This window comes from Mesorhizobium sp. M0174, from assembly GCF_040322275.1.
Taxonomy (GTDB): domain Bacteria; phylum Pseudomonadota; class Alphaproteobacteria; order Rhizobiales; family Rhizobiaceae; genus Mesorhizobium.
In genome coordinates this window covers 593,066-610,239 of record NZ_JAMYTB010000002.1, presented here as the reverse complement: position 1 = coordinate 610,239, position 17,174 = coordinate 593,066, and the positions used below count along the sequence as shown (strand labels likewise).

Annotated in this window: 17 protein-coding genes; 11 read left to right on the top strand and 6 right to left on the bottom strand. The window is 62.1% G+C overall.

Annotated elements, in window-relative coordinates; all coding sequences use genetic code 11:
* Positions 1-776 (bottom strand): alcohol dehydrogenase catalytic domain-containing protein (locus tag NKJ13_RS06390; protein WP_352777417.1); only part of this gene is annotated, 776 nt, incomplete at its 3' end.
* A gap of 344 nt (positions 777-1,120) precedes the next feature.
* Between NKJ13_RS06390 and NKJ13_RS06385 the strand changes: the two genes are divergently transcribed.
* From NKJ13_RS06385 to NKJ13_RS06365, 5 genes are all read left to right on the top strand, one after another.
* Positions 1,121-2,281, top strand: a complete 1,161-nt coding sequence (locus tag NKJ13_RS06385) for an ABC transporter substrate-binding protein (RefSeq protein WP_502899791.1) — start codon at positions 1,121-1,123, stop codon at positions 2,279-2,281.
* Between the two features lie 21 nt (positions 2,282-2,302).
* A complete protein-coding gene (locus tag NKJ13_RS06380) occupies positions 2,303-3,274 on the top strand; it encodes a YVTN family beta-propeller repeat protein (protein ID WP_352690147.1) in 972 nt (323 codons plus the stop codon).
* Positions 3,275-3,372: 98 nt separating this feature from the next.
* Positions 3,373-4,161 (top strand): lanthanide ABC transporter ATP-binding protein PedB/LutE, encoded by a 789-nt coding sequence (locus NKJ13_RS06375; RefSeq protein WP_352690145.1) that lies wholly within the window; start codon positions 3,373-3,375, stop codon positions 4,159-4,161.
* Between the two features lie 11 nt (positions 4,162-4,172).
* Positions 4,173-5,033 carry a lanthanide ABC transporter permease protein PedC gene (locus NKJ13_RS06370; RefSeq protein WP_352690156.1) on the top strand — a complete coding sequence of 287 codons (861 nt, stop codon included), beginning with the start codon at positions 4,173-4,175 and terminating at the stop codon, positions 5,031-5,033.
* On the top strand, positions 5,033-5,662 hold the full coding sequence (locus NKJ13_RS06365; protein WP_352690143.1) for a hypothetical protein: 630 nt from the start codon (positions 5,033-5,035) through the stop codon (positions 5,660-5,662). Before NKJ13_RS06370 ends, NKJ13_RS06365 begins: the two co-directional genes overlap by 1 nt.
* A gap of 27 nt (positions 5,663-5,689) precedes the next feature.
* Here the strand turns inward: NKJ13_RS06365 and NKJ13_RS06360 are convergent, their stop codons facing one another.
* The 4 genes from NKJ13_RS06360 to NKJ13_RS06345 all read right to left on the bottom strand — a co-directional run bounded on the left by NKJ13_RS06360 (position 5,690) and on the right by NKJ13_RS06345 (position 8,971).
* Complete coding sequence (locus tag NKJ13_RS06360) at positions 5,690-5,890, bottom strand: hypothetical protein (protein ID WP_352507759.1); 201 nt, start codon at positions 5,888-5,890, stop codon at positions 5,690-5,692.
* A gap of 268 nt (positions 5,891-6,158) precedes the next feature.
* A complete protein-coding gene (locus NKJ13_RS06355; protein WP_352702048.1) occupies positions 6,159-6,974 on the bottom strand; it encodes an oxidoreductase in 816 nt (271 codons plus the stop codon).
* A 67-nt stretch (positions 6,975-7,041) separates the two neighbouring features.
* The gene (fabF, locus tag NKJ13_RS06350) at positions 7,042-8,346 is read right to left on the bottom strand and encodes a beta-ketoacyl-ACP synthase II (RefSeq protein ID WP_352777415.1); all 1,305 of its coding nucleotides are present in this window, start codon (positions 8,344-8,346) and stop codon (positions 7,042-7,044) included.
* Positions 8,347-8,392: 46 nt separating this feature from the next.
* Positions 8,393-8,971, bottom strand: a complete 579-nt coding sequence (locus NKJ13_RS06345) for a TetR/AcrR family transcriptional regulator (RefSeq protein WP_352701438.1) — start codon at positions 8,969-8,971, stop codon at positions 8,393-8,395.
* An 80-nt stretch (positions 8,972-9,051) separates the two neighbouring features.
* Here NKJ13_RS06345 and NKJ13_RS06340 point away from each other — a divergent pair, with 80 nt between their 5' ends.
* Entirely contained in the window at positions 9,052-9,414 is a 363-nt protein-coding gene (locus tag NKJ13_RS06340; RefSeq protein WP_352701439.1) for a hypothetical protein, read from the top strand.
* Between the two features lie 128 nt (positions 9,415-9,542).
* On the opposite strand, the gene NKJ13_RS06335 is transcribed toward NKJ13_RS06340, so the two are convergent.
* Positions 9,543-10,502 carry a LysR family transcriptional regulator gene (locus NKJ13_RS06335; RefSeq protein WP_352690137.1) on the bottom strand — a complete coding sequence of 320 codons (960 nt, stop codon included), beginning with the start codon at positions 10,500-10,502 and terminating at the stop codon, positions 9,543-9,545.
* A 123-nt stretch (positions 10,503-10,625) separates the two neighbouring features.
* Between NKJ13_RS06335 and NKJ13_RS06330 the strand changes: the two genes are divergently transcribed.
* Genes NKJ13_RS06330 through NKJ13_RS06310 form a run of 5 tightly spaced genes read left to right on the top strand, consistent with a single transcriptional unit; the run spans position 10,626 to position 17,173 of the window.
* Positions 10,626-11,672, top strand: a complete 1,047-nt coding sequence (locus tag NKJ13_RS06330; RefSeq protein WP_352777412.1) for a class 1 fructose-bisphosphatase — start codon at positions 10,626-10,628, stop codon at positions 11,670-11,672.
* Positions 11,673-11,677: 5 nt separating this feature from the next.
* Positions 11,678-12,550: a phosphoribulokinase gene (locus NKJ13_RS06325; RefSeq protein WP_352777411.1), complete on the top strand. Its 873-nt coding sequence runs from the start codon at positions 11,678-11,680 to the stop codon at positions 12,548-12,550.
* A 10-nt stretch (positions 12,551-12,560) separates the two neighbouring features.
* Complete coding sequence (gene tkt / locus NKJ13_RS06320) at positions 12,561-14,567, top strand: transketolase (RefSeq protein ID WP_352777410.1); 2,007 nt, start codon at positions 12,561-12,563, stop codon at positions 14,565-14,567.
* An 11-nt stretch (positions 14,568-14,578) separates the two neighbouring features.
* A complete protein-coding gene (gene fba, locus NKJ13_RS06315; protein WP_352701442.1) occupies positions 14,579-15,658 on the top strand; it encodes a class II fructose-bisphosphate aldolase in 1,080 nt (359 codons plus the stop codon).
* Between the two features lie 21 nt (positions 15,659-15,679).
* A complete protein-coding gene (locus NKJ13_RS06310; protein WP_502901885.1) occupies positions 15,680-17,173 on the top strand; it encodes a ribulose-bisphosphate carboxylase large subunit in 1,494 nt (497 codons plus the stop codon).
* Position 17,174: the final 1 nt, after the last annotated feature.

Genomic DNA, 17,174 nt, shown 5'->3' with positions numbered 1-17,174 from the left:
TGGTCGGCGCCGCGCTTGGTCATATTGACGAGATGGGCCACGATGTCGCCGTCGATCTCCTTCGGATTGACGAAATGCGTCATGCCGAATTTCTCGCCCCATTCTCGTCTGTCGTTGTTCACATCGACGCCGATGATCATGTCGGCGCCGGCAAGGCGCAGGCCCTGGATGACGTTGAGGCCGATGCCGCCGAGGCCGAAGACGATCGCCGTCGCGCCTTGCTCGACCTTGGCCGTGTTGATCACAGCACCGATGCCGGTGGTGACGCCGCAGCCGATGTAGCAGATCTTGTCGAAGGGCGCGTCGGCATCGACCTTGGCCACCGCGATCTCGGGCAGCACGGTGAAGTTGGAAAAGGTCGAGCAGCCCATATAGTGGAACAGCCTGTCCTTGCCGATCGAGAAGCGCGAGGTGCCGTCGGGCATCAGGCCCTGTCCCTGCGTGGCACGGATGGCGGTGCACAGATTGGTCTTGCGCGACAGGCAGGACGGGCACTGCCGGCATTCCGGCGTATAGAGCGGGATGACATGGTCGCCCTTCCTGACCGAGGTGACGGCCTTGCCGACGTCGACGACGATGCCGGCGCCCTCATGGCCGAGGATCGCCGGAAACAGGCCTTCGGGGTCGGCGCCCGACAGCGTGAACTCGTCGGTGTGGCAGATGCCGGTTGCCTTGATCTCGACCAGCACCTCGCCATCGCGAGGACCCTCGAGGTCGACCTCCATGATCTCCAGCGGCTTTCCGGCGGCGACAGCAACAGCGGCGCGCGTTTTCATCAGGCAATCCTCCCAAGACAACCCATAGAGTTTCACATTCGGCATTGCTGCGGATCATCTCGGAGTCGAAGACCGCAACACGCTCATTCACCGCCGTATTCCCACGAAAAGGCATAGGACTAAAGCAGACACGCAAGTCCACTTGCAGGGCTTTGATAAATCTTGTGGGGTCCGCTAAGCTCATTGCGGGCACCTTGAATTCGCGCTGGTCCGGGAACAATCGGACTTTAGTGCAAGAACAGGCAGTTTTATCGATGACGAGCGCGGTGCCAGGCACACTCGCGGCCTTTTTGTACCTATTTTTCCAGACCGCCGACATTGCGGACGTGATGGCCCAGGAAGTGATGGGCAAGCAACCGGTCGCAACCGACAGGCCGGAAAGAAAGATAACCGAAATCAGAATAGGTTATTTGCGGGCCTACGCGCCGCAACTGGCGCTTTCCCTGCTGGACCTGCCGCCACGCGACCAAGGTGTTGCCGGCGCCAATGTGGCGATCGGCGACAACAATACGACAGGAAAGTTCCTCAGCCAGAAATTCAGCCTCGACATAACCGAGATCAAGCCGGACGCCGACGCGGTACAAGCCTTCAACGATCTGATTGCCAAAGGTGACCGCTATGTTGTCGCGGACCTCTCGGCTAGGCAATTGCTGTCGATCGCAGACATCGCCCGCGACAAGGGCGTTCTGGTCTTCAATGTCGGTGCCACCGACGACAGCCTGCGCGAGGAAGACTGCCGCATAAATATTTTCCATATCGCGCCGACGCGAAGCATGCTGGCTGACGCGCTGGCCCAGTATCTCGTGGTAAAGAAATGGCCGAATTGGGTGCTGCTCTACGGTTCGCATGAGCAGGATCATCTCTACGCGGACGCGTTGCGCCGCGCGGCGGCCCGCTTCGGCGGTCAGATCGTCGCCGAGAAGGAGTTCAAAGACACCGGCACGGCGCGCCGCACCGACACCGGCGCCACGCAGATACAGCAGCAGATTTCCGTGTTCACGCAGGATCTGCCGGAGCATGACGTGGTGCTTGTCGCCGATGAGAGCGAGGTGTTCGGAACTTATGTGCCCTACCGCACCTGGACACCGCGGCTGGTCGCCGGCACGGCGGGCCTTGTCGCGTCGTCCTGGCATCCCGCGAGCGAGCAATGGGGCGGCATCCAGATGCAGAGCCGTTTCCTGAGGACGACCGGTCGGCGAATGCTGTCCAAGGACATGTCGGCCTGGACGGCGGTGCGGGTGGTGGGCGAAGCCAGCACGCGGACCAATGGCGACGATCCGAAGAAGATCGGCGACTACATCCGCTCGGACGATTTCTCGGTCGCCGCCTTCAAGGGACAGAAGCTGACCTTCCGCAAGTGGAACCATCAGCTTCGCCAGCCAATCCTGCTCGGCGACACCAAATCCGTCATCTCGACATCGCCACAGGAGGGTTATCTCCACCAAATCTCCGAGCTCGATACGCTCGGTATCGATCAGCCGGAAACGAAATGCGTACTTAAGTAGAACCAATCGGGAGGAATCTTCGTGCAGAGACGAGCTTGCGCACTCGCCATTCTCGCAACCGGCGTCATGGCCAATCCGGCGTGGGCTTACACCGTTTATGTCTCCAACGAGAAAGACAATACGATAACGGTCGTCGACACGGCGACGATGCAAGTGGTGAAGACCGTCGAAGTCGGCCAGAGGCCGCGCGGTATCACCATCTCGCATGACGGCAAGTTCATCTATTTGTGCGCCAGCGATGACGATACGATCGAAATCATCGATAGCGAGACGCTGCAAATTGTGGGCACGCTGCCATCCGGCCCGGATCCCGAACTGTTCGTGCTTTCGCCCGACGGGACCACGCTCTACGTCGCCAACGAGGACGACAATCTCGTCACCGCGATCAACATCGAGAGCAAGCAGGTCATGACCGAGATTCCCGTTGGGGTGGAGCCTGAAGGCATGGCTATCAGTCCCGATGGCAAAACCATGGTCAACACCTCCGAAACCACCAGCATGGCGCATTTTATCGACACCGACAGCCATGAGGTGACCGACAATGTCCTGGTCGACACGCGTCCGCGCTTTGCGCAATTCAAGCCCGACGGATCACAGATCTGGGTCAGCGCCGAAATCGGCGGCACCGTCAGCGTCATCGATAGTCTCAAGCGCGAGGTGGTGAAGAAGATCCAGTTCGCGATTGCGGGACTGCGGCCCGAAACCATCCAGCCGGTGGGCATCGCGATCAGCGCCGACGGCAAGAAAGCCTATGTCGCGCTCGGCCCGGCGAATCATGTCGCCGTCATCAATACCGAAACCTACGAGGTGGAAAAATACATCCTGGTCGGCCAGCGCGTCTGGCATCTCGACTTCACCCCCGATCAGAAGACGCTGATCACCACCAACGGCAATTCCAATGACATCACCTTCATCGACACGGCGACGGACGAGCCGGTTCAATCGGTTACGGTGGGCCAGCAGCCTTGGGGCGTGGCCATATCGCCCCACTAGACCGCAGCAATGATCAGGGAGGCCGACGTGATGAATATTTGCCGCGGGGATGTTGCACGTGCACTAGATAACCAGCGCGCCCCGAAGGAGCCAGCGGCATGCAGCATGTGAGGACAAGCGGAGCTGGAGACGAGGTGGCGGCGCTCGATGTTGCCGGCGTCAGCCATTCCTATGGTCCGAAGCGGGCGCTCAACGATGTCTCATTCTCGATCGCGCCGGGAACTTTCACCGTTCTGCTCGGCCTCAACGGCGCCGGCAAGACAACTTTGTTTTCACTGATCAGCCATCTTTACGGCACCCGCCGCGGATCGATCCGCATCTTCGGCCATGACGTCAGCCGCGCTTCGGGCGAAGCGCTCAGGCGTGTCGGCATCGTGTTCCAGGCACGCACGCTCGACCTCGACCTCAGCGTCCACCAGAACCTCTCCTACCACGCCTCATTGCATGGCATCGGCGGACACCATGCCCGGCAGCGCATTGCCGCGCTGCTGGATACAGTCAACATGCAGGGCCGTCAGCATGACAAGGCACGCAGTCTTTCCGGCGGCCAAATGCGGCGCATCGAGATCGCGCGGGCGCTGCTCCACCGCCCTTCCCTGCTGCTGCTCGACGAGGCGACGGTCGGTCTCGACATCCAGTCGCGTGCGGGCATTCTGGGCACCATCCGCAAGCTCGTCGAAACCGAGGGCATCGGCGTGCTGTGGGCGACGCATCTGATCGATGAGGTCGACGACGGCGACCATGTCGTCGTGCTGCGGCAGGGCGACCTGGTGGCCAAGGGTAAGGTGGCCGACGTCGTTGCGACGAGCGGTGCCAGTTCGATCCGCGACGCCTTTTCCAAGCTCAACCGCATCGAAACAAGCGGCATCGCGGAGATGTCGCCGTGAGCGCTCCCGCAATGCCCGCAAAAGTCGCGACCCTCACGCCGGTGAGTTTCGAACAATTTGGGCTCCGTCACTACCTCATTTGCCTCAAAGGGATCGTCGTGCGGGAGTGCCTGCGCTTCCTGCATCAGCGCGAGCGCTTCATTTCCTCGCTGGTTCGGCCGCTCGTCTGGCTGTTCATCTTTGCCGCCGGATTCCGGCAGGTGCTCGGCGTATCGATCATCCCGCCCTACAAGACCTACGTGCTCTACGAGGTCTACATCACGCCGGGCCTGTGCGGCATGATTCTGCTGTTTTCGGGCATGCAGTCTTCGCTGTCGATGGTCTATGACCGCGAAATGGGCAACATGCGCACCCTGCTGGTCAGCCCCTTCCCGCGTTGGTTTTTACTGATCTCGAAGATGCTCGCCGGTGTCGCCGTGTCGATCGCGCAGGTTTACGCGTTCCTTATCGTTGCCTGGTTCTGGGGCGTCAAGGCGCCGCCGCTTGGCTATCTCACCGTACTGCCTGCGCTGTTCCTGTCAGGCATGATGCTGTGCGCGCTCGGCATGCTTTTGTCCTCGATGATCAAGCAGCTCGAAAACTTCGCTGGCATCATGAACTTCGTCATCTTTCCCGGCTATTTCGCTTCTCCGGCACTCTATCCCTTGTGGCGTATCCAGGAGGCTAGCCCCCTGCTCTACAAGATCTGCCTCGCCAATCCTTTTACTTACGCCGTCGAACTGATCCGCTTCGCCTTCTACGGCCAGGTTGAGTGGCTGTCGCTAGCCGTCGTTGCCAGCTGCACGCTGCTGTTCCTTGCCGCCGCCATCATCGCCTACGACCCTTCGCGCGGCCTGATGACCCGCAAACAGGACACGGGAGGAAATACCTGATGGCACGAATGAGCCTTGTTCGCGGCCTGGCTCTGGTTGCCATGCTCGCGCCGGGCATCAACGCCATGGCGGCGAACCCCGATCCGGACTGGCCCTGCATGCAGCGCAAGGTGCCGCAACTCTCGCTCGGCCAGATCTGGAACGGACGGGACCTTCCTTCAGCGGCGAAGGACTGGTCGAAGGACCCCACCATCTCCGCCCTGATCGAGGAAGTGGCAGCTCGCCGGATGCCGATTGCGGAAGCTCAAAAGAAGATCAGGGATTTCGCGGCTTCCTTGCCGGCAGAACAGCTTGCACCCAAAATGGCGATGCTGGTGCAAGGCATGTTCGATCACCTGGACGCCGAGCGCTCGCAGGTGATTTCGGGCATTTCCCGCTACGCCCACAAGCAGCTCGAAATGGCCGCCGCGTTGCGCAAGGAAGGGTCCGATGTCGATGCGTTGCGGGCCAAGCCGGATGCAGATCCCGAAGAGATCGATCGGCGAACCGAAGAGCTGAAATTCGCAACGCGAATTTTCAATGAACGCGTCCAATCACTGACTTACGTCTGTGAAGTGCCGACGATAATCGAGCAGCGGCTTTATCAATTGTCCAAGGTCGTCTCGGAAGCGCTCGGCGCGAAGAAATAGAACCCCATTCGATCGTCGCGGCGGATATCACGAACCCCGGCCGGGCAGCACGCGCCAGCGCTGCACGAAATAACCGGGATGCGTCTCGATCCACTGAGCCACCAGCGGCTGCGCCTGCATGAACGCGGTCCCGGGATTCATCGCCAGGCCGTCCACCATCTGTTCGCGTTGTTCACAGGTCTGCGGCACAGCCGTCAGGCAGACCATCATAACGAGCGTGTAAAGCATTGCCCCTTGTCCCCATCGAATCCCGAACTCCATGCCGGGAGGTTTCCGTGATACCGACCCGTCTGCAGAGGTCGCACATACAGATCGCTTACGGGTGTGAAAGGACGTGGCCCCCGCTCTTTCGCGCCGCAACATAACATACCGCTAATCTAACGCCAACGACCGCAGGGCGTTCTCCAGAGCAATCGCGTCAGGTTGCGCCGCGCCAATGTGGTGACGATGGTCCAACGTCGATGATTCCGAGCTTCACGGGATTTCGTCGAGGTCATCAAACCGGCAGCCCGAGTTGCTTTCGCAGGCTGTTGTCGAATGCGGATGCGGGGACGAAACGGCGCAGGAAACTGACCTGGCGCGCCATTGTTCCAGCCGCATAGCGCCTCTTCGGAGCGGGATCGGTCGCAGCCGCCAAAACGGTCCTGGCCACCACTTCCGGCGCATCGCCTTTTTCCATCGCTTTGCGCACAGCTGCATTCATGCCGGCGCGCGCAGAGTCATAGATATCAAGCAACTGATCCGGCCTGGCGAGATTTTCTTCAAATGAGGTGCGGGTATAGGCGGGCTCCACCAAGACGACGCGAATACCGAAAGGACGCAGTTCGTGGTCGAGCGATTCGGAATAGCCTTCAACGGCATGCTTGGTCGACGAATAAAGCGCGAAATAGGGAGCTGGGATGAACCCCTGCACCGAGCTCAAATTGACGATTCTGCCCTTGCCTTGACGGCGCATTGTCGGCAGGACCGCTTTGGTTACTCGCATAATGCCAAAGACGTTCACGTCAAACAGCGACTTGGCCTGGGCCATCGAAGACTCCTCCGCGCCACCAAGCAGGCCAACGCCGGCATTGTTGACGAGCAGGTCGATGCGCCCGGTCTCGGCCAGCACGTCCTGTACAAGTTTCGCCACGGACGCGTCATCGGTCACGTCGCCGGTCAGCATGGTAATGCCGTCGGATCGTTCGGCGACTGCGCGACGGCTGGTTCCGAACACGCGAAAACCCGCGTTCTTCAGGGCTTTGGCCGTTGTGTGCCCGATGCCGCTGGATGCCCCGGTCACCAGGGCGACGCCTAGATTGGTCTTGTTCATGGAGGTCACATCCTTCTTCGTGTTTGGACCGGCGGGGGAGAAGCGCGAAAGGTCGGAGCGGAAGGCGTCAATCATGAGCGCCTCCGGTGCTCGCGCCGGCCAGATCATCCGTCCAGCGCCGGAACAGCGCACTGGCATTAACGCCTCCGAAGCCGAAGCCATTGGAGATTGCGTAGTCCATCGCCATCGGCCGGGCCTGGTTTGCGACGAAGTCGATCCCGTCGCCGGCCGGATCGGGAGCGCTCAGATTGAGGCTCGGCGGTGCCATCTGATCCCTGAGCGCCAGAATTGCGAAGATAGCTCCGAGCCCGCCAGCGGCTCCGAGCAGGTGTCCGGTCGCCGATTTCGTTGCACTGACAGCTATCGCGAAATCGCGCCCGAACACGCTCTTGATCGCTTCGATCTCACCCAGGTCGCCCACCGGCGTGGAGGTCGCATGGGCATTGAGATGACGAACCTCGCGGGGCGAAATCCCTGCTTGGGCGATTGCGATCTCCATGGCCCGGCGCGCACCGTCGCCGTCCTCGGGACCGGAGGTGACGTGATGAGCATCGGCCGTCGTGCCGTAGCCGACAAGCTCGGCCAGCGGTCTTGCGCCGCGCGCCAGGGCGTGGCTCAATTCTTCGATGACCAGCATGCCGGCTCCTTCGCCCATGACGAAGCCGTCCCGCGACTTGTCGAACGGTCGGGAGGCCTCATCCGGACGGTGATTAAAGGAGGTCGAAAGAGAGCGTGCCGCGGCAAACCCACCGAGGCTCACGATATTCATGCATGCTTCCGTCCCGCCGCACACGGCAATATCGGCTTCGTTGGCGCGAATTAGGCGAGCCGCATCGCCGATCGCCTGAATGGCGGCCGCGCACGCCGTCACCGGTGCACCGAGCGGACCTTTGAAGCCATAGCGGGTCGAGATGTGGCCTGCCGCGAGGTTCACCAGGAACGACGGCACCGTAAAAGGTGATAGACGGCGGACGCCGCGTCGGTCGACCGTGCGCACCGCCTCGGTTATGGCCGGGAATCCGCCGACGCCCGAGGCGATGATCGTGGCCGTGCGCAAGCGACCTGCTTCCGAGACGGGTGCCCATCTTGCTTGGGCGAGTGCCTCTTGTGCAGCCGCCAGCGCAAAGAGAATGAACCGATCTACCTTGCGCTGATCCTTCGGCGGAAAGACGGCACCCGGATCGAAACCAGCATCCGAATCCTCGTCCAGCGAGGGAACCACCCCTCCGATCTTCGCCGGCAGGTCTCCCACCACATCATCCGGAAGCCTCCGGAGGCCCGAGCGGCCGGCCAGGAGACGCGACCAGGACGCTTCGACATCGGCAGCAAGAGGCGTGACCGCGCCCATGCCTGTTACAACAATCCGTCGCATCTATTTTCCTATCAGTTTGGGTGCGCCGCCGGCGCTACCACGCCGTTCAAGCGCCGGCTGCTTCGCGAACCTGATCGGTCGCCGCATCCAGAAAGGCCTGCGCGAGGTCGGGATCGTTGACGACGCGCGATAACATCAACGCACCGACCATCGTCGAGAGAATGGCCATGGCCTTGCCATCGGAATCCCCGCCACCGGTCCCAGCTATGAAACCGCCGAGGATCTTGAGATGCTCCTTGATCCCGGCTTCGAACGGCGCTTTCACGTCCTTGCCCTGTCTGCCGGCATCCGAACCCAGCGCTACGATCGGGCAGCCGTCCATCTTTTCTCCGCGATGGTCCATGCTGAGGTAGAACGCGATCACCGCGCCAAGCGGATCATCAGGGTTTGCCGCAGTCGCGGCCGACCATCGATGCGAGGCGCTCTCCATCGCCCGCCTGGACGCCTGCGCCGCCAGGTCGTCCTTGGATGCGAACTGCTTATAAAACGCGCCTTGGGTCAGTCCGGCACCCTTCATCAGATCCTTAAGGCCGATACCATCAAACCCGCGCTCCCGAAAAAGGCGGCTTGCCACGTTGATTACGGTTTCGCGGTTTTCCGCGGCCTGGGTACGACTTACGCGCATCGTTAGCTTCCTTTTTGGATTGCATTCGTAATCTATAAATCATATAGAGGTCGAACGCAATCTAAAAAAGGAGATATGAGATGATCCGCAATACCCTGAGCGCATCGCTCCTGGCCGCGCTGTTTCTCGCGACCCCGGCTTTTGCCGAGGAGGCCACCATCGGACGCCCGATCGAGGGCGGCAGCCTGCACGAGGGACACCTTGACATGGTGGTCTACTACGTCCCGGCCGACGGCGACCTCTTGGAGGTCACCGCCACCTTCGCGCCGAAGACCGAGGGCGATCCGCTGCGCGTCGTAATGGGTCTCGCCGACGACGACTCCGTGGCCTTTTCCATGCCGGGTCACCAGGGCTCGCTCTACACGTTCTCAAGGTCCGGGGATGAGGTGACGGTCTCGACCGGGACCGACATGCATCTGCGAGCCGACGCGACAATGCGCTGAGCCGAAGTTCAGACCGCAACCTGCGTGCTGCTGGCCGTTGGCTCTCGCGTCCGCGCGAGTCGCCACACGGTGCCTCGATCACGCCATCTAATAAGTTTGGGGCAAGCGTTTTGCCTGCACCGCGCGCCCTAACTCGCGCGACCTCCAGTGTTCGGTTCCTCGTGCGGATAGAGCTTGCCGAACAGGGGCAGGTACATCGCGCCCTTGCGCATCAGAAAATCGTGGAAGGTCGCCATCGCCGGCGAGATCGCGTGATCGCTGCGCATCACCGAAAACCATTGCCGGCGGATCGGCATGCCGACAACGTCGAGGATAACCAGCCGGCCGGCTTCGGTTTCGGCAGCGATGGTGTGGGCAGAGATGAACGCGATGCCGAGCCCGGCCATCACCGCCTGCTTGATGGTCTCGTTCGAGTCCATCTCGACGCCGAGATCGTCGATGCGGCCGGGCACGTCGCTCAGGAATATTTCCAGTGAGATGCGCGTTCCGGAGCCGGGCTCGCGAATGAGGAAATGCTCCTCGGCGATCCGCTCCTTGGAAATGTCGCGTGCCGACGCCAGCGGGTGGTCGGGTGGTGCGATGATGACCAGCGGGTGATCGCCGAAGACCGAAGCACGCACCGGGACTTCCTTGGCCGGGCGTCCCATCAGCGCGATATCGATGTCGTGGTTCTTCAGATTGTCAATCGTCTCGGCGCGGTTGCCGATGGCAAGGTGCATGTCGATATCGGGATGTTCCTTCATGAAGGCGGCCATCAGCCGCGGCGCGAAATATTTGGCCGTGGAAACGACGCCGAGCCGCAAGCTGCCGGCGCGCACGCCCTTGATCGCATCCATCTTGTCTTCGAGCAGACGAAGCCGCTCCTCGATGGCCTGTGCCGTCTCGACGAAGGCCAGACCTGCGGCAGTGGGACGCATGCCATCCGACGTCCGGTCGAACAAGGCCAGTTGGAACTCCTCCTCCACCTGCCGCAACTGGATCGTCACCGCTGGAGGAGACAGGCCTAACGCCTTGGCCGCGCTGACGATTTTTCCGTGGCTGATGATTGCCTGAACGGTCTTGAATTGCTTAAGCGTGAGGTTTCTCATATGGCATACTAAAATTTTTTTACTGCCGGAGTAAAGTTATTGAATTTTACTTATCCAGCGTCGTTTGTTCTCCTTTCCCAATCCGGCCGACCCCAGGAGAGGCGGCTGGATCGGGAGGTTACGATGCCAGCGGCAACGCTCGACGCTTTTCTGAACTCCTATCTTGGCGAGCCGGACGAACCGCGCTCCGCGGTCGTAGCGACCATCCGTCAGCTGACGCAGGCGGCCACCACGATCCGCAACACCATCAATCAAGGGGTGCTCGGCACGGCCTTTGCCGGAACCCGCGGCGCCAATGCTGACGGCGACATCCAGAAGGATCTCGATGTCTTTGCCGATGACATCTTCCTCGACGCCATGCGCCACGCTCCGGTCGCGCTCTACGCTTCCGAGGAACTGGAGCAGCCGGTGCTGCTCGACAGGCAAGCGGCTCTTGCCATCGCCATCGACCCGTTCGATGGCTCATCCAACATCGACACCAACGTGTCGATCGGAACGGTCTTCTCGCTCCTCCCTGCAATTGGTGCGCCGGATAGGAATCCGGCCGCCTCGTTTTTGCAGGCAGGCGTGAACCAGCTGGGCGCCGGTTTCTTCATCTACGGGCCGCAGTTGGCGCTGGTTCTGTCGCTCGGCAGCGGCACCCATGTCTTCGTTCTCTCGACCCGGCTCGGCACCTTCGTCCAGGCCTACGAGAGCCGGATCATCCCACAGCGAACCCAGGAGTTCGCCATCAATGCCGCCAACTACCGGCATTGGGACGAGGCGGTGCGGCTCTACATCGACGACTGCCTTGAAGGCACCGAAGGCCCACGCGAGAAGGACTTCAACATGCGCTGGATCGCCTCCCTGGTCGCGGACTGCTACCGCATATTGATGCGCGGCGGCGTATTCCTGTATCCGGGCGACAAGCGCAAGACTCACCGCCAGGGGCGACTGCGCCTCGTCTATGAGGCAAACCCGATCGCCTATCTCGTCGAACAGGCGGGCGGTGCCGCCACCGATACGATCACCCGCATCCTCGAAATCGAACCAGAGAACCTTCACCAGCGCGTGCCCATGGTTTTCGGATCGGCGCGCGAAGTCGCGCGCGTCACCCGCTACCACACCGAACCGAGCGCCATCGGCGAACGCGCGCCGCTGTTCAGCCGCCGCGGCCTTTTCAGGGCCTGAACACCATGTCGGCAAAGCACCCCATCATTACCATCACCGGGTCGTCGGGCGCAGGCACCACCTCTGTGAAGCGCATCTTCGAACTGATCTTCCGGCGCGAGAACATCGGGGCCGCCTTCATCGAAGGCGATGCTTTCCATCGCTACGACCGCGCCACGATGAAGGCGAAGGTGGCCGAGGAGGAAAAGGCGGGCAATCCGAACTTCACCCACTTCCATGCCGAGGCCAATGAATTGGCAATCCTAGAAGAGGTATTCGAGGAATATGGCCGCCGGGGAACCGGAAAGACCCGCACCTACATCCATGACGAGGATGAGGAGAAGCAGTACGGCACGCCGCCGGGACATTTCACCAAATGGCGCGAATTTCCGCCGAGCGACCTGCTCTTCTACGAGGGCCTGCATGGCTGCGTCGTCACCGACAAGATCAACCTGGCCAGGCACGCTGACCTTAGGATCGGCGTGGTGCCAGTCATAAATCTGGAATGGATCCAGAAGATCCACCGCGACCGCGCAACGCGCGGCTATTCCACAGAGGCGGTGATGGACGTGATCTTGCGGCGCATGCCGGACTATGTCCGCTACATCGTCCCGCAGTTTTCGCAGACCGCCATCAACTTCCAGCGCGTGCCGATCGTCGACACGTCCAATCCGTTCATCGCACGCTGGATTCCGACGCCCGACGAATCGATGCTGGTCATCCGCTTCGCCAATCCCCGCGGCATCGATTTCCCCTACCTGCTTTCGATGATCCACGACTCGTTCATGTCGCGGCCGAATTCCATAGTGGTGCCCGGCAACAAGCTCGACCTTGCCATGCAGCTGATCCTGACGCCGCTCATCCTGCAATTGATCGAACGCAAGAACCGTGTGTCGTGAGGAGGACGCCATGAACAGCCAGGCAGCAGCATTGAAGCCCGTCGCCGCCGTCTCGGAGCGCAACATGGCGAACGCCATTCGCGCATTGGCGATGGACAGCGTCCAAAAGGCCAATTCCGGTCATCCGGGCATGCCGATGGGCATGGCCGATGTCGCAACGGTGCTGTTCAGCCGCTTCATCAACATCGATCCGTCGGCGCCCAACTGGCCCGATCGCGACCGCTTCGTGCTGTCGGCCGGGCACGGCTCGATGCTGCAATATGCGCTGCATTACCTGCTCGGCTACGAGGACATGCCGATCGAGGAGCTGCAGCGGTTTCGCCAGCTGGGCAGCCGCACCGCCGGACATCCGGAATATGGCCATGCGCTCGGCATCGAGACGACGACCGGTCCGCTTGGACAAGGCATTTCGACCGCGGTCGGCATGGCGCTGGCGGAGCGCATGCTTGCTGCCCGCCACGGCGCCGATCTCGTCGACCATTTCACCTACGTGATCGCCGGCGACGGCTGCCTGCAGGAAGGCATCAGCCACGAGGCGATCGATCTTGCCGGTCACCTGAAGCTTTCGCGGCTGATCGTCTTCTGGGACGACAATGCGATCTCGATCGACGGACCGACTTCGCTGTCGACATCGATGGACCAGCCGGTACGGTTCAAAGCCGCTGGATGGCATGTCCAGTCGGTGAACGGCCACGACATCGAAACCGTTGCGGCGGCAATCGAAGCGGCGCAGCAATCGGACCAACCGTCTCTGATCGCCTGCCGCACGGTGATCGGCAAGGGGGCGCCCCACCTGGGCGGTTCGGAAAAGACGCATGGCGCGCCGCTTGGCGATGCGGAGATCGCCGCGACGCGCGAGAACATCGGCTGGGCCTACGCGCCGTTCGAGGTGCCGGACGATATCCTTTTCGCCTGGCGCGAGATCGCCAGCCGCGGTCAAGCGGTGCGGCGCGCCTGGGAGCAGCGGCTTGCCGCCTCGCCGCAGCGTGGGGCCTTCGAGATCGCGGTCGCCGGCGCCCTGCCCGAGGCGATCTTCGAAGCGCTCGGTGTTTTCCGCAAGGAGCATGTCGAAAAGGCGACCAAGGTTGCGACGCGAAAAGCCTCGGAAATGGCGCTCGCTGCAATCAACTCCGCAACGGAACTGACCGTCGGCGGCTCCGCCGATCTGACGCATTCGAACCTGACGATCACCAAGGGGATGGATCGCATAGCGCCTAATGACTATGCCGGCCGCTACATTCACTACGGCATCCGTGAGCACGGCATGGCCGCGGCCATGAACGGCATCGCGCTGCATGGCGGCTTCGTGCCTTATGGCGGCACGTTCCTGTGCTTTGCCGACTATGCGCGCGGCGCGATGCGGCTCTCGGCGCTCATGGGCCAGCGCGTCATCTATGTGATGACGCACGATTCCATTGGTCTCGGCGAGGACGGCCCGACCCACCAGCCGGTCGAGCACCTGGCGATGCTGCGGGCGACGCCAAACCTCAACGTCTTCCGTCCGGCCGACATCATCGAAACGGCGGAATGCTGGGAACTGGCACTGAGAAGCGAGAACCGGCCAAGCGTGCTGGTGCTCTCGCGCCAGAACCTGCCGATGCTGCGCCAGGGGCACGGCGACGAGAACCGGTCGAGCCGTGGCGGCTACATCCTGCGCGAGCCAGCCCGGCACCGCGCCGTGACGCTGATCGCCACCGGCTCGGAGGTCGAGATTGCTATTGCCGCCGCCGAACGGCTGGAGACCGAGCACGGCATCGCCGCCGCGGTCGTCTCGATGCCGTGCTGGGAGCTCTTTGAGGAACAGGACGCGGACTACCGCAAGGCCGTCCTCGGCTCGGCGCCGCGCATCGCCATCGAAGCCGCAGCACGGCTCGGCTGGGACCGCTGGATCGGCGACACCGGCGCTTTCGTCGGCATGGCTGGTTTCGGCGCCAGCGCCCCTGCCCCGGATCTCTACCGGCATTTCGACATCACGCCCGAAGCCGTCGCGGCAGCGGCGCTGAAGCTCATCATCTAGGAGGACGACCCATGGCCCGCATCACCCTTCGCCAGCTTCTCGACCATGCCGCCGAGCACGGCTACGGGGTGCCGGCATTCAATATCAACAACATGGAACAGGGCCTCGCCATCATGGAGGCGGCCAGGGCCTGCGACGCGCCGGTCATCATCCAGGCCTCGCGCGGCGCCCGCTCCTATGCCAATGACATCATGCTGGCCAAGATGATGGAGGCTTTGACCGAAATCCATCCGGCCATTCCGCTCTGCATCCATCAGGATCACGGCAACAACGAAGCCACCTGCCTGTCGGCGATCCGCCACGGCTTCACCTCGGTGATGATGGACGGGTCATTGATGGCGGACGCCAAGACGCCGGCGAGCTACGAGTACAACGTCGCCATCACCGAACGTGTCGCACGCATGGCGCATTGGGTCGGCGCTTCAGTCGAAGGCGAGCTCGGCGTGCTCGGCTCGCTGGAAACCGGCCAGGGCGAGGCCGAGGACGGGCACGGCGCCGAAGGTGCGCTTTCCCATGACCAGCTTTTGACCGATCCCGATCAGGCGGTCGACTTCGTGACCGCCACCCGGGTCGACGCGCTGGCGATCGCCTGCGGTACCTCGCACGGTGCCTATAAATTCAGCCGCAAGCCTGACGGCGGCATCCTGGCCATGCAGGTGATCGAGGCGATCCACGAAAAGCTGCCCAACACGCATCTGGTCATGCATGGGTCTTCCTCCGTGCCGCAGGAACTGCAGGACATCATCAACAACTATGGCGGCGAGATGCCCCAGACCTTTGGCGTCCCGGTCGAGGAAATCGAGCGCGGCATCCGCTCCGGCGTGCGCAAGGTCAACATCGACACCGATTGCCGAATGGCCATGGCCGGGCAGTTCCGCCGCGTCGCGACGCAGGACCCGCGCGAATTCGATCCGCGTAAATTCCTGAAACCCGCCATGGACGCGCTGCGCGACCTTTGCCGCGATCGCTTCGAACGCTTCGGCACCGCAGGCCACGCGTCGAAGATCAGGGTGATCGCCATGGATGAGATGGCGAAACGTTACGCCGCAGGAAAGCTCGACCCGCATATCGCAACCGCGAAAGCCGCCTGAGCGGCAAACAGGAGACCTGTCATGAACAAGATCGACATGCCGTCAGCAGGCACGCTCAAGGAAGGCAGCGAACGCTACAGGTCGGGCGTCATCCCCTACAAGAAAATGGGCTACTGGGAGCCGGACTACCGACCCAAGGAGACCGACCTGATCGCCATGTTTCGGATCACGCCGCAGCCCGGCGTCGACCACGAGGAGGCGGCCGCCGCCGTCGCCGGCGAATCCTCTACCGCGACATGGACCGTGGTGTGGACCGACAGGCTCACCGCCTGCGAGCTTTATCGCGCCAAGGCGTTCAAATCCGAGCCGGTGCCGAACACAGGTCCCGGCACCAGGATCGAGCAGCAGTACTTCGCCTATATCGCCTACGACCTCGACCTGTTCGAGCCAGGCTCAATCGCCAACCTGACTGCATCGATCATCGGCAACGTGTTCGGCTTCAAGGCAGTCAAGGCCTTGCGGCTCGAGGACATGCGCATTCCGGTGGCTTACCTCAAGACCTTCCAGGGCCCGGCGACCGGCATCGTGGTGGAACGCGAGCGGCTCGACAAGTTCGGCCGACCGCTGCTCGGCGCGACGACCAAGCCGAAGCTTGGCCTGTCAGGCCGCAACTACGGCCGCGTCGTCTACGAGGCGCTGAAGGGTGGCCTCGACTTCGTCAAGGACGACGAGAACATCAACTCGCAGCCCTTCATGCATTGGCGCGACCGTTTCCTCTACTGCATGGAGGCTGTGAACAAGGCGTCGGCCGCCACCGGCGAAGTCAAGGGCCATTATCTCAACGTCACCGCCGGCACGATGGAGGAGATGTACGAGCGCGCCGAATTCGCAAAACAGCTTGGCTCCTGCATCGTCATGATCGACCTCGTCATTGGCTATACGGCGATCCAGTCGATGGCCAAGTGGGCACGCCGCAACGACATGATCCTGCACCTGCACCGGGCCGGCAACTCGACCTATTCGCGCCAGAAGAACCACGGCATGAATTTTCGTGTCATCTGCAAATGGATGCGCATGGCCGGCGTCGATCACATCCATGCCGGCACCGTGGTCGGCAAGCTGGAAGGCGACCCGCTGATGATCAAGGGGTTTTACGACACGCTGCGCGAGGAGCGCACGCCGCAGAACCTCGAAACCGGGCTGTTCTTCGATCAGGACTGGGCCTCGCTCAACAAGGTGATGCCCGTCGCCTCGGGCGGCATCCATGCCGGCCAGATGCACCAGTTGATCCATTATCTCGGCGAGGACGTCATCCTGCAGTTCGGCGGCGGCACGATCGGCCATCCGGACGGCATCCAGGCCGGGGCGACGGCCAATCGCGTCGCGCTGGAGGCGATGATCCTCGCCCGCAACGAGGGCCGCGACTATCTGCGCGAAGGCACCAAGATCCTCGAACAGGCGGCCAGATGTTGCACGCCGCTCAAGGCGGCCCTGGAGACGTGGAAGGACGTCACCTTCAACTACGAATCGACCGACACGGCCGATTTTGTGCCGACCGCAACGCCGAGCTTCTAGA